General features: G+C 47.1%; 13 protein-coding genes. 2 read left to right on the forward strand and 11 right to left on the reverse strand.

The window, feature by feature from the left end:
• Positions 1 to 19 precede the first annotated feature (19 nt).
• From MHH91_RS14670 to sppA, 6 genes are all read right to left on the reverse strand, one after another.
• Positions 20 to 1,006 (reverse strand): class I SAM-dependent methyltransferase, encoded by a 987-nt coding sequence (locus tag MHH91_RS14670; RefSeq protein WP_013353178.1) that lies wholly within the window; start codon positions 1,004 to 1,006, stop codon positions 20 to 22.
• A 61-nt stretch (positions 1,007 to 1,067) separates the two neighbouring features.
• Positions 1,068 to 1,571, reverse strand: a complete 504-nt coding sequence (gene tpx, locus MHH91_RS14675; RefSeq protein WP_007408050.1) for a thiol peroxidase — start codon at positions 1,569 to 1,571, stop codon at positions 1,068 to 1,070.
• Between the two features lie 114 nt (positions 1,572 to 1,685).
• A complete protein-coding gene (gene ytfJ / locus MHH91_RS14680) occupies positions 1,686 to 2,126 on the reverse strand; it encodes a GerW family sporulation protein (protein WP_013353179.1) in 441 nt (146 codons plus the stop codon).
• Positions 2,127 to 2,138: 12 nt separating this feature from the next.
• Entirely contained in the window at positions 2,139 to 2,828 is a 690-nt protein-coding gene (locus MHH91_RS14685) for a DUF2953 domain-containing protein (RefSeq protein ID WP_013353180.1), read from the reverse strand.
• A gap of 77 nt (positions 2,829 to 2,905) precedes the next feature.
• Positions 2,906 to 3,397 carry an RDD family protein gene (locus tag MHH91_RS14690; protein ID WP_013353181.1) on the reverse strand — a complete coding sequence of 164 codons (492 nt, stop codon included), beginning with the start codon at positions 3,395 to 3,397 and terminating at the stop codon, positions 2,906 to 2,908.
• Positions 3,398 to 3,410: 13 nt separating this feature from the next.
• Positions 3,411 to 4,418, reverse strand: coding sequence for a signal peptide peptidase SppA (gene sppA, locus MHH91_RS14695; RefSeq protein ID WP_013353182.1), 1,008 nt, complete (start codon positions 4,416 to 4,418; stop codon positions 3,411 to 3,413).
• A gap of 183 nt (positions 4,419 to 4,601) precedes the next feature.
• On the opposite strand from sppA, the gene MHH91_RS14700 reads away from it, so the two are divergent.
• Positions 4,602 to 5,408, forward strand: a complete 807-nt coding sequence (locus tag MHH91_RS14700) for an NAD kinase (RefSeq protein WP_014470819.1) — start codon at positions 4,602 to 4,604, stop codon at positions 5,406 to 5,408.
• Between the two features lie 16 nt (positions 5,409 to 5,424).
• On the opposite strand, the gene MHH91_RS14705 is transcribed toward MHH91_RS14700, so the two are convergent.
• From MHH91_RS14705 to MHH91_RS14725, 5 genes are all read right to left on the reverse strand, one after another.
• A complete protein-coding gene (locus MHH91_RS14705) occupies positions 5,425 to 7,020 on the reverse strand; it encodes an amidohydrolase (RefSeq protein WP_013353184.1) in 1,596 nt (531 codons plus the stop codon).
• A 22-nt stretch (positions 7,021 to 7,042) separates the two neighbouring features.
• Entirely contained in the window at positions 7,043 to 8,629 is a 1,587-nt protein-coding gene (gene mbcS / locus MHH91_RS14710; protein ID WP_014470820.1) for an acyl-CoA synthetase MbcS, read from the reverse strand.
• A gap of 148 nt (positions 8,630 to 8,777) precedes the next feature.
• Positions 8,778 to 8,999 carry an alpha/beta-type small acid-soluble spore protein gene (locus tag MHH91_RS14715; RefSeq protein ID WP_013353186.1) on the reverse strand — a complete coding sequence of 74 codons (222 nt, stop codon included), beginning with the start codon at positions 8,997 to 8,999 and terminating at the stop codon, positions 8,778 to 8,780.
• Between the two features lie 80 nt (positions 9,000 to 9,079).
• Complete coding sequence (thiI, locus tag MHH91_RS14720; RefSeq protein ID WP_013353187.1) at positions 9,080 to 10,285, reverse strand: tRNA uracil 4-sulfurtransferase ThiI; 1,206 nt, start codon at positions 10,283 to 10,285, stop codon at positions 9,080 to 9,082.
• Positions 10,286 to 10,288: 3 nt separating this feature from the next.
• Entirely contained in the window at positions 10,289 to 11,434 is a 1,146-nt protein-coding gene (locus tag MHH91_RS14725) for a cysteine desulfurase family protein (RefSeq protein ID WP_013353188.1), read from the reverse strand.
• Positions 11,435 to 11,628: 194 nt separating this feature from the next.
• Between MHH91_RS14725 and brnQ the strand changes: the two genes are divergently transcribed.
• Complete coding sequence (gene brnQ, locus MHH91_RS14730) at positions 11,629 to 12,969, forward strand: branched-chain amino acid transport system II carrier protein (RefSeq protein ID WP_013353189.1); 1,341 nt, start codon at positions 11,629 to 11,631, stop codon at positions 12,967 to 12,969.
• Positions 12,970 to 12,996: the final 27 nt, after the last annotated feature.

Here is a 12,996-nt window from a genome sequence, read left to right on the forward strand (position 1 = left end):
CGCGCTGCCTGTTCGGCCATTATTTTTCTTTTTGAATCCATTGATCCAATTTTGCCATCATCTCCCGCATCGCCTGCTGGTTCGCGAAGGAAGGAAGATTCGCCAAAAGCGTTTGTTTCGGCGGGTTTGCGTCTCCGCCTTTTTTCTGCAAAATTAAAATGCTCTTTGCCTGCGCTTCGTCTTTAAACAGAGTAGCCGGCAGCTGAAGAAGAGCGTTAATATACACTTTTTCCGCCAAAAACTGCTTCAGTTTATCGCTTTGGGCGCTGTCAAACAAATGATTCGGGATCATAAAAAATAAGTATCCGCCCGGTTTTGTATGCTTGACGCTCTGCTCAATAAATAAGTGGTGGGCAAATGAGTGGCCTTCATCTGCTTTCAGCTCAAACGCTTCAGCGCCTTCGTCATTCGGATAGTAGCCGACCGGCAGATCGCAGATGACCGCATCAGCCTGTTCGATAAATAACGGCTGAAGACTGTCCTGGCAGAACAGCTCCATTTCTTTTTCCTGCAGATTCGCTTGGGCATAAGCAATCTTCAGAAGGACATCATCAATATCAATGCCGAAGCTTTTTGCCGCTTTGTCAGAAAGCTGGTTTGCCGCGGTCAGCAGAAGATTTCCGGTGCCGCAGGCGGGGTCCAGCAATGTCAGGCCTTTTTGGCTGCCCGTAAATTTATTCACGAGGTAACTGATGAAAAGGCCGATCGTATCAGGCGTCATCTGTCTGTTCGGATGGGATTTATCTTTCAGCCCTTTTAAAATGGCGAGCTGGAACGCCTTGCGGATCCATTCATGCTCCCATTTTTTGAAGTCTGCTTTCGCAAGCAGGCTTTTAAGCTCGCCGGTTTGCTTTTCCTGAAGCGGCAGCTGTTCGGCCGTTTCGAGAAAATACATCTCTCCCGCTTCCGCAAGCCCCTCAATATAGGACAGCTGAAGGCCTTCTGCTATCACTTTGGCGGCTTCATCTAAAAGTTCATAAATCTGACCGACATGGTCGTGTTGCATACTGTTTCCTCCTTGCCATGAAAAGAGCTCCGCGGCAGCACCCGGAGCTCTTTCTCACTCTTTACTTGATTAACGCTTTTGCAGCTTCGATAGGCTTTTCATAATTCGGGTGGTTTGTCGCTTCACTTACATATTCAGCGTAAACGACTTTTCCGTCTTGGTCGAGAACGAAAACGGAACGTGCCAAAAGACGAAGTTCTTTGATGTAAACACCGAATGCTTCACCAAATGACATCTCTTTATGATCCGATAATGTTTCAACTTTATCAATTCCGTTCGCTCCGCACCAGCGCGCTTGTGCAAACGGGAGGTCGGCACTGATTGTATAAACGTTCACATCACCGAGTTTTGCTGCTTCTTCGTTGAAGCGGCGCGTCTGTGCATCACATACGCCTGTGTCAATGGAAGGAATAACAGATATGATCGTTACTTTTCCTTTCATATCTGCTAATGTCTTCTCTTCTAATCCGTTTGTCAAAACCGTAAAGTCAGGAGCTTGGTCACCCGGTTTCACTTCTTGTCCGATCAGCGTCACGGCTCCGCCTTTAAATGTAATTTCAGCCATTCTGATTCCTCCCTTATCTATGTATAGCTCTATCATAGTCGAGTTTCAGGCAAACTGCAAAGGTTATGCCGCATCGTAAAAAAAGCTAACTGCGGGCGGCAGTTAACTTTTCTCTTATAAATCGATATCCGTTCTTTTTTGGTTCCGGCCTTTTTCATTCTTTTTAAACATATGCTGGATGCGTTCAATCGTTTGAGGCGCGGAGTCTAACAATTTATCAATCAGATGGGTGTTTTCGTCTAAATGAAGCATACGCACGCCGTTTGTTCCGACAATCAGAAACGCAATCGGCGTAATGGATACTCCGCCGCCGCTTCCGCCGCCGAACGGGAGCTTCTGCTCTTTTCTTTCATCGTCCTCGGTTCTTTTTTCAGCCGGCTTTCCTCCAAACTCGCTTCCGCCCGCCGCAAATCCGAAGCCGACTTTTGATACCGTTAAGATTACGCTGCCGTCAGGCGTTTCAACCGGATCGCCGATGATTGTATTTACGTCAATCATTTCTTTTAAATTTTCCATAGCGGTTTTCATTAAACCTTGAATGGGATGGTCTGCCATATGCGCTCCTCCTTAAACTGATGAATCATTCTTTGAAGCAACCGGAACCGGCTGTTTCTTTCGTATGATAGAAAGTCCGTTCCGCCCGTATTTGAGCAATTTGAAAGCTGCACCTATAAGATGTCCAAAACGAAAAAAGAATATACACTGCAAATGCGTCTTGGAAGCAGGCACTTGAAAAGACGGAATGACTTCGCACACCGGTTTATGTATAAAACGCAGATGGTCGTACAGCATCGCCGTAAGGCCCCCCTTTACGGCCCACACGCCTCCGGCGGCGATTCCCGTAACGGCAGCGTCCTTTATTCCGATAACCGTCACCCATTCGAACTTCGTCACACGGACTCCCGCAAGAAACGAAGCACCGATTTGGCGCATCCTGACGACCTGTTGCAGAATCATTTCTATTCTGTCAATGGTCTGTTTGACATCTTCAAATGTGATTTTTTTCTTCTTTTTCTGCTGGCCTTTCATTTCGGATTTCGTGTCCTGTTTAACATCAATTGACGCATCTTCGCTGTTTATTTTAATGACGGGCCACGTTTTTTTTATACGGATCAGCCCGTATAAGGCCGAGAGTTTAAACGTCATTTTGTCGTTATCTTTATCATGCAGATATTCGAAAGTCAGATGGATTTTCATCCTCATGAGCAGCCAGGCCAAAATGAGAATGAGAATAACAGCTGCTGCGGCATATCCCATAAGCTTCACTTCCTTAGCTGCATTATCGCCAAATCCAAAAAAAATAAACCCGGACGTTTCTCCGGGTTTACTGCTTTTTATTTACGGTACAGCGCTTCGTGAATCACCGTGGTGTCAGCAATCAGATCGTGAATTCCCTGCTTTTTGGGCGTAAACGCAATGACGATGTAAAGAATCCAGATTTTATCGATATAACGCCCCACCGCTTCTCTGAAAATGACGGTGCCCCATGTCAGCGGCTTTCCGGGCGCCAAAGGAGTGACCTTTAACCCGAAAACCATTTTGCCGAGTGTCTGATGAAACCATTTTGTCATGAACACAAAATAGGCGAGGTAGACGATCAGGGTTGTGACGGAATAGACTGAGATTGTAAACATTCCGCTTGTTTTCGGGAGATTCATCAGCGTGAAAACCGGTGAAACGATGAGATGGTTAAGTCCCCAGATCACCAGCCAATCGAGAAGAAACGCCCAAAATCTGATCCAAAAGCCCGCGTATGCCGGCTCGAGCGCCTCCTGTTGTGCGGCTTCCTCTTCTTTGCCTTGAAAGCCTTCGTAAATCGCGTCCATTCTTTCTTCCCCCCTACTTTGCATAGAGATACATCATCCGCGGCGAACCGGATTGCGAAATAAGCTCTTTCATATTCAGAAAATCAATTTCGCTTTTAAACATTTTCGCTGCGCTCATCGAAAAGAGCGAGCCTAATCCGAATCCTTCTTCGTATGTGATGACTGAAGCGTTTTTCATATTTTTATGATCCTTTTTCATCGCGCTGATCGTATCATCGTAAAAACCGAGTTCATCAACAAGGCCGATTTTTTTAGCCTGTCTGCCGTCATAGACACGGCCGTCGGCAATTTTTTTCACATCAGCTTTTGACATGTGCCGCCCTTTTGAAATGACATTGACAAATCCTTCATAAGAATCGTTGACCATCGTCTGCATGATCTTTCTTTCTTCCTTCGTCATGTCGCGGGTCGGAGACATGATGTCTTTATGCGCGCCGCTTTTAATCGTTTCAAATTTGATGCCGAGTTCATCGGCAAGCTTAGAGTAATTGACGCTTTCCATAATGACGCCGAGTGAGCCTGTGAGCGTTTCCGGTGAAGCATAGATCTTATCGGCGGCGGTTGAGATATAGTAGCCTCCCGATGCCGCCATGGAGCCCATGGATACGTATATCGGTTTCTTCGTTTCTTTCTTTAGTTCTTCCAGTTTTTTATGTATTTCCGCGCTTTCGTATACGCCTCCGCCAGGGGAATTGATTTTCAGGACAATTCCTTTGACGTTTTTATCTTCTTTCGCACGCTCAATATGTTTTAAGAACGATCTGTGATCATACCCGCCTGAGCTGAGCAGGCCTGCGGACTCGCCGCTGTCCTCGATCGTGCCGTCCACTTCAAGCACGGCGATTTTACTGCCGGGGCTGCCCTCATCAAGCGTCACTTCCTCTGAGTCATCTGTCAGCGAGGCAAAGCCACCCCCTGTATCTCCGACATTTTTCAGCACCCCGACGGTCACACTTGCGATTACTGATACGCCGAAAATGCCGATGGCGATGACGAGCGCAATCCATCTTTTTGCATTCATTCTGTTCTGCCTCCTTTTCTGTCAATATTCGTACGTTCCCCCGTAAAAAAAGATTCATTTTTTTCATGAAGCGCTTTCACTTAACGGATAAACAGGAAACATGTTACACTATTGCCACAGGTATTTTAACACAATACCTGATGGGAGAAAAACGTAAATATGACAGCAAAGGGGAATGGAGATATGACCGATCTTCGCCGCAATGTTTATTTTTTTCACAAACAAGACAACGAAACAAAAGAACAAGTCAGCTCTCTTATGCAATTGGCTGAATCGCACGGTTTTACAGTTGCGGCTCACCCGGAGGATGCGGGGATTATCGCCAGCATCGGCAGCGACGGCTCATTTCTGCAGGCCGTCAGAAAAACCGGATTCCGTGACGACTGCCTGTATGTCGGCATCGCTAAAAAAGGAAAAGCCCATTTGTACTGTGATTTTCACAGCGATGAGCCTGAAAAAATGGCGGACAGCATGACCGCGGAACAGCTTGAGGTCAGAAAATACCCTCTTATTCACGTAACGGTGGACGGCAGCAATCATTTTCACTGTTTAAACGAGGTTTCCATCCGTTCAAGCATTATTAAAACGTTTGTGATGGATGTGTTAATTGATGATCTTCACTTTGAAACATTCAGGGGAGACGGCATGATCATTTCCACCCCGACAGGCAGCACAGCCTACAATAAATCCGTATCAGGCGCGGTTGTCGATCCTTTGATTTCCTGCATGCAGGTATCCGAACTGGCCTCTTTGAACAACAACACATATCGAACACTCGGATCTCCGTTTATTTTAAGCTCGGACAGGAAGCTGACACTGCAAGTGGTGCAGGACGGCAATGAGCATCCGATTATCGGACTTGATAATGAAGCGCTCAGCACGCGGAATGTCAAAAAAGTTGAGATTACACTTTCCGATAAAAAGATCAAGACGGTGAAACTGAAAGACAACTCTTTCTGGGAAAAAGTAAAGCGCTCATTTTTATCATAAAAAAAGAGGACGGGCATTAACGCCTGTCCTCTTTTTCATATACAATACGGCCGCCGACGACGGTTTTGACAGCTTCCAGTTTATGAAGACTTTTCGGGTCCATTTTAAACGGATCACCACTGAGAATGGTAAAGTCGGCATCATAGCCGGGGGCTATCCGTCCGCGGCTATGTTCTTTATGGATGATTGCCGCGCTTCCCTCCGTGTAAAGCTGAATGGCTTCGTACACGGTCAGACACTCTTTTTCATAATAGGCCGGACCTTCAGGGTGCTGCTTGCTAGTACGGAGCACAGCCGATTGAATGCCCAGAAGCGGATCGGCCGGTTCTATCGGGGCATCTGAACCTCCGGCGCACAGCAGCCCTTTTGACAGCAGTGTTTTCCAGGCAAAAGCCGTTTTCATCCGCTCTTCGCCGAGCCGGTCAATCACCCACGGAAAATCACTGGCGACAAAATGCGGCTGAAGATCAAGGCCGATCGGAAGCCGGGCGGCTCTTTCAATCAGACCGTCATCTAAAACCTGCGCATGAATGAGCCTGTCAAGCTGTCCGGGCTTTGCCGGATATCTTTCGATAACATCCAGCACCTTTTCAAATGCGAGGTCGCCAATCGCGTGCACGGCGATTTCCATCCCTTTCTCTCTCGCTTTAGAAACAAGAGAGGCAAGTGTTTTGTCATCATGCACCTGAACGCCGGAAACAGACGGATCATCATGATAAGGCTGTTTCAATAGGGCTGTTCTGCCGCCGAGCGCGCCGTCTGCAAAGATTTTCATCGCTCCGTATTCCAGATACGGGCCGGTCGACTTGTCCAGAGTGCTCCACCTGTCGACGGCTTCGTGATGAACGAGCAGATGGGCGCGAAAAGGAAAAAGGCCGCTGCCGGTTATTGACTCGTACGCGGCAACGGGAACGGACGCGTCTCCGTAGTATGCCAGATCCTCTGAATGCCCGCCGGTCAGGCCTTTTGACCAGCAGTCCGTGACCGCCGTTTGAAGAGCGCGTTTGACATAGTGAAGTGAGACGGGCGGAAGAGCCTGTGTCACAAGCTCTTGGGCTTTATCCAGCAGAAGGCCTGTCGGACCGGCGCTGTCCCGGGCGATAATCCCGCCGTTTGGATCAGGTGTTTCGTTTGTAATCCCAGCAGCTCGCAATGCGGCCGAATTGACCGCAACGGCGTGCCTGCATACCCGCTTCAGCAGGACGGGACGGTCGGGAAAGAGCGGGTCAAGGTCATGCTTCGTTACGTAAACCGGCCGCTCAAACAGATTTTCATCCCAGCCTTCGCCGATCAGCCATTCACCATCTTCCAATTCACGCTCTGCTTCTTTAACGGCTTGCAGTATTGCTTCTTTTGATGTCAGCTGCGACAAATCAAGGCGAAGCTGTTTTTCACCGTGTCCGATTAAATGCATATGACTGTCCGTAAACCCGGGAAACATGACTGCTCCATGTAAATCGATTTCCTCCGTATCAGGCGAACCGTATGTTTCACGGAGCTCCTGAAAGCTGCCCGTCTGTCTGATGACGCCGCCTTCAGTATAAACGGCTTCAGTGACATGGTTCTCCTCAAGCATTGTATAAATGGTGCCGCCGTGCCAAATCGCTTTCATCCCCGCTCACCCTTTTTTTATATTATGCTTTTTTATCCGCCTTCAGCCGTTCTTCGCGCTGTCTCAGCTCCACCCGTCTGATTTTTGCAGACGCCGTTTTCGGCAGACTTTCGACAAATTCAATTTCTCTCGGATATTTGTAAGGCGCCGTAATCGTTTTTACGTGGTTTTGCAGTTCTTTGACAAGTCCGTCACTGCGCTTTTCATCGTTTTGCAAAACGACATAGGCTTTTACGATTGAACCTCTGATTTCGTCCGGACTCGCCACGACGGCGCATTCTTTCACTTCCGGATGCTTCACGAGCGCGTCTTCTACTTCAAAAGGCCCGATTGTATATCCGGAGCTGACGATAATGTCATCATTGCGGCTTTCAAACCAAAAATAGCCGTCCTCATCCTTTTTCGCGCGATCGCCGGTAAGAAAGTAATCTCCGCGAATCTGCTTTTTCGTTCTTTCAGGGTCTTTATAATATTCCTTGAATAAGGCCGGTGTGCTCAAGTGCACGGCGATATCACCCGTTTCGCCTGTTTCGCATACTTCGCCTTCATCGTTTATAATTTCAACTTGATTTCCCGGTGTCGGTTTCCCCATGCTGCCCGGCTTAATATCCATATTCTTCAGGACGCCGACTAACAGGGTGCTCTCCGTTTGGCCGTAGCCGTCTCTCACTTTAATGCCGAAATGTTTCTGGAATACGTCAATGACTTCCCGGTTTAACGGCTCACCCGCAGAAACTGCGCTGTGCAGAGCAGAAAGATCATATTTGTCCAATTCCTCCACCTTTGCCATCAGGCGGTATTCAGTCGGCGTACAGCAGAAGACATTAATCTGATGGCGCTCAAGCAGTTCTAAATACGTTTTGGCGTCGAACCTGCCGTGATAAATGAAGCCTGTTGCGCCGCTTCCCAGAACGGCAAGCAGCGGGCTCCACACCCATTTCTGCCAGCCGGGCGCCGCGGTGGCCCAGACCGTATCGTCTTCAGAAATATCCAGCCATGCGCCGGCGGATGTTTTTAAATGGGCAAAGGCCCATCCGTGTGTATGTACAACGCCTTTAGGCTGGCCGGTCGTGCCTGAAGTATAGGATAAAAATGCCATATCCTCTCTTGTTGTATCTGCTGTTTGAAAACTGTCTCCGTCCGCTTCAATGGTTAAGAGGTTTTTCCAGCCGGCATCATTTTCACCAATAGACAATGTCACGAGCTGATCGGTGTTCACCTCGTCAAACGCGTTTATAAATGAAGGATAAACGATAACGCCCTTAACATCGGCGTGTTTGATCCGGTATTCAAGATCTTTAGCACGAAGCATCTCCGAGCAAGGAATGACGACCATCCCCGCTTTTAAGATCGCTAAATAAACGGCATACGCTTCAAGCACTCTAGGAACCATGACAATCAGCTTATCGCCTTTTTCAAACCCGAAACCTTTCAGGCGGGCTCCGATTTTATTCGTTTCTTCCATCAGTTTTTCATACGTCCAGACTTTCTTGCTGCCTGTTTGATCCTCCCAAATAAGCGCGTTCTTCTCTTTGGAACGGCTGAACTTTTCGATTTCATTCACAAGGTTATAGTTCTTTGGGGCGATTAAATCTTCTCGTTTTAACACGAACAACTCCTCACTTTCTTTCCCCATTATACATAAACATAGGACGTTACAATAAAGATATGCATAAATTGCTTCCCGCCTTCTATCTTTATTCATGAAAAAAGAGCGGGGAATTCCCCGCTCTCTTAGCCATTATGTGAAGTTGTGATTAAAACTGTTGCTGGTTGCTTCCGCCCATGCTTTGCTGAGCAAAAGAAACAAGACGTTTTGTGATTTCTCCACCGACAGAACCGTTGGCGCGAGAAGTTGTTTCCGGTCCAAGGTTTACACCGAATTCAGAAGCGATTTCATACTTCATTTGGTCGATAGCTTGAGCAGCTCCTGGCACTAAAAGCTGGTTGCTGTTTCCGCTGTTTGATTGTTGTGACATGTGTATCACCTCCTTGTGAGTATAGAATGTGATAAAACACATGTCCTCATTCAAAAAAACTTTGGTAATTGTATACAGTTCTAAAACAGGTCCGCGAATTTATCGTGAGCTTCTTGTTCTGAGTAAACAGTTATCGTTTCGATGCCGGCAGCCGCCTCTGCAATCAGCGGTTCAAAGTCAACAAAGCTTTCGAAGTGCTCGATTTTTTCTTTTTTCGGGCGTGTTTTCGGACTTGGCGGCGTAAAGATGGTGCAGCAGTCCTCAAACGGCTGAATGCTTGTTTCATAAGTGCCGATTTCTTTTGATTTCTCGATAATTTCTGTTTTGTCCATTCCGATTAAAGGGCGCAAAATCGGTGTTGCCGTCACGGCATTGATCGCATACATGCTTTCAAGCGTCTGGCTCGCCACTTGGCCGAGGCTTTCCCCCGTAATGATCGCGAGCGCTTTTCGTTCTTCTCTGATTCTGTCTGCGATTTGCAGCATGAGACGCCGCGTCGCCGTCATCGTATAGTTTTCCGGAATTTGTTTTTGGATGAGTTCCTGCGTTTTTGTAAACGGCACGATATGAAGCGTCATACTGCCTCCGAACCTTGCAAGGCATCCCGCAAGATCTATGACTTTCTGCTTTGCCCGTTCGCTCGTATACGGCGGACTGAAGAAATGCACGGCTTCCACTGATAATCCCCGTTTCATCGCGTAAAACCCGGCGACCGGACTGTCAAAACCGCCGGAAAGCATCAGCATCGCTTTACCCGCAGAACCGACGGGAAGACCTCCGGCGCCTTTTTCATCACGAATGGTCAGGAATGTCGCTTCCTCCCTGATTTCAATCCGAAGCGGAATATCGGGATTCTTCACATCGACGGTTAATCCTTCCGTGTTTTTCAAAATGTGGCCGCCGATCTCAGCGTTCATTGCGTTCGTATCTAACTCAAACTGCTTGTAAGCCCGTTTGGTCGCGACCTTAAAAGTATTTCCCGGTGTATATTGGCCTTCCATCGCGGCTAATGCCGTTTTTTTAATGTCTTCCAGCTTACTTTCGCATTTAATTGCGAGACTGAAGCTCTGAATGCCGAATATATTCTTTAATAAGGAACATATTTCCTCCGGGTTTTCTCCATTAAGAGTAATTGACATCCGGTCCCGGTTGGAAAAGTATTTTACTTTTTTATAATCCTTTAATACCAGGCGGATATTCTGTTTTAATCTTTCTATAAAACTGCGTCTGTTTTTTCCTTTTGTGGATATTTCACCAAAACGGATTAAAATATGATCGTAATTCATATGCTACCTCATCATTTTTTTTAGTTTTTGAACAGCCGGCACCAGCGCGGCCATAAACGGCTCTGTGATGTCAGCCGTGTGGCTGAAGTTCAGGCTGACTCGGATGCTGCTTGATGCAATCTGTTCGCCTTTATTCATTTGCAGGAGGACACGGCTCGGTTTGTGCTCTCTTGCTGAACATGCCGCGGTTGTGGAGACGTATATTCCTTTTTCCTCAAGCATGTGCAGCAGCACTTCTGCTTTCACACCCGGAACGGAAAAATTAATGATATGCGGCGCGCTGTTTTCAGCAGGAGTGTTGATGACGACCCCGTCCGTCCTGCAAAGCCTTTCCATAAGCGCATTCTTAGCAGCTTCCACTGAAGAAAGCCGCTCGTTCATGTCACGTGCGGAAAGATTGACCGCTTTTGCAAGGGAGACGGCACCCGCTGTATGTTCTGTTCCGGCACGGACGCCTTTTTGCTGCGAGCCGCCCGTAATAAGGGGAATGAGCCGCGTTCCTTTTTTGACGATGAGCGCCCCGGTCCCTTTTAAGCCGTGAAATTTATGCCCTGAAATGGTACACAGATCAATGCCCGCTTCTTCTATAGACAGGGGGACTTTATGAATGCCCTGTACATGATCAACATGAAACAGAATATTCCCATGCTGTTTCAACAGTCCGCCGATTTCCTTTATAGGCTGAATGGAGCCGACTTCGTTATTGACATGCATGACGCTGACGATTATCGTGTCCGGCCTGATAGCCGCTTTTACGTCTTTTAAAGAAACGAAGCCGTCTTGATCGACCGGAAGATATGTGACTTCAAAGCCAATCAGCTCTGTCAGCTGATCAAGCGTCTCCGTCACAGAAGGGTGCTCAATCGCTGAAGCAATGATATGTCTTCCTTTATTCATGTTGGCCCAGGCGGCTCCCTTTAACGCAGCGTTGTTCGCTTCAGTCGCTCCTGATGTAAATACAATATCATAATTTTTTAAACCCAAGGTTTTTTTTATTTGCTGAGCGGCCGCTTCAAGGAGCTGCTCCGTCTCAGTTCCTAGCCGGTGCAGAGACGAAGGATTGCCGAAATAACGGCTGCTCGTCTGTTTATACACATCCAAAACCTTTTCATACGGCTCGGTCGTTGAGCTGTTATCTAAATATATCATTTTTTTTTACTCCTTTTATGAAAACGGTACATCGTATGATATTTATGCTACCATAACAAAAGTAAATATAAATTCGCAATAAATCGAGTATTGACTTCTCTGGACATTGCAATATAATAAGTAATGTTCGTTTTGTTATATTATCTGACAATTAATTGACAGAATATTTCAACATAGTATTTAGGAGGACTTTTATGAAACACTCACTACCTGTCAAAGATACCGTGATTATCGGTTTCATGCTTTTCGCACTTTTTTTCGGGGCAGGAAACATGATATATCCGCCGGAGCTCGGGCAAGCGGCAGGACATAATGTCTGGAAAGCGATGGGCGGTTTCTTACTGACCGGCGTAGGTCTGCCGCTATTGGGTATTATCGCCATCGCATTAACGGGAAAAGATGCAAAAGGACTTGCCGATAAAGCTCATCCGGTATTCGGCACGATTTTCACCGTTGTGCTTTATTTATCAATCGGGCCGCTTTTTGCGATTCCGAGAACCGGAACCGTTTCATATGAAATCGGTGCAGTTCCGTTCTTAAGCGGTGTTCCGGAAAGATTATCTTTATTTATTTTCACTTTAATCTTTTTTTCCATTACGTATTATTTAGCTCTTAATCCGTCCAAAATCGTGGACAGAGTCGGGAAGATTTTGACTCCCATTAAATTCGGTATTATTTTAATCATTGTCATTAAAGCCATCGCCACTCCGATGGGCGGGCTGGGCGCCGTACATCAGGAATACTCCGGAACGCCGGTGTTCAAAGGATTTTTGGAAGGCTATAAAACAATGGATGCGCTCGCTTCAATCGTCTTCGGTGTTGTTGTGGTCAATGCTGTTAAGAGCAGGGGCGTCACCCAGCGAAAAGCGCTTGCGGCCGCTTGTATTAAAGCGGGACTTATTGCAGCGGCAGGTTTGACATTCATTTATTTATCTTTAGCCTATTTGGGAGCGACAAGCACAAACGCTGTAGGGCCGCTCGGCGAAGGCGCAAAGATTTTATCAGCTTCATCCGATTACCTGTTCGGTTCATTAGGAAACATTGTTCTCGGTGCCGCCATCACCGTTGCGTGCTTAACGACGAGCATCGGGCTTGTCACATCTTGCGGCGAATATTTTTCAAAATTGATTCCCGCTTTATCATACAAAATGGTAGTTACGATTGTCACGCTGTTCAGCCTGGCGATTTCAAATTTCGGGCTTGCTGAGATCATTGCATTTTCAGTTCCTATTCTATCAGCCATTTACCCGCTGGCGATTGTCATTATTGTCCTTTCCTTTATTGATAAAATCTTTAAGGAAAGACGGGAAGTCTATATCGCCTGCCTGATCGGAACGGGGCTGTTCAGCATCTTGGACGGCTTGAAGGCAGCCGGCATTCCGCTCGGATCACTAGATTCATTCTTAAACGCGAACCTTCCGCTTTACAGCATTGGAATCGGCTGGGTGCTTCCGGGCATTGCCGGAGCGATCATCGGCTGTATCATCACGTTTTTTACCAGCCCGCCAATCGAATTGAATAAAGCGAAATCGTAACATTCAGCGTCTGCGGCTTGACGTATA

The organism is Bacillus sp. FSL K6-2819 (assembly GCF_038008305.1).
Taxonomy (GTDB): domain Bacteria; phylum Bacillota; class Bacilli; order Bacillales; family Bacillaceae; genus Bacillus; species Bacillus amyloliquefaciens.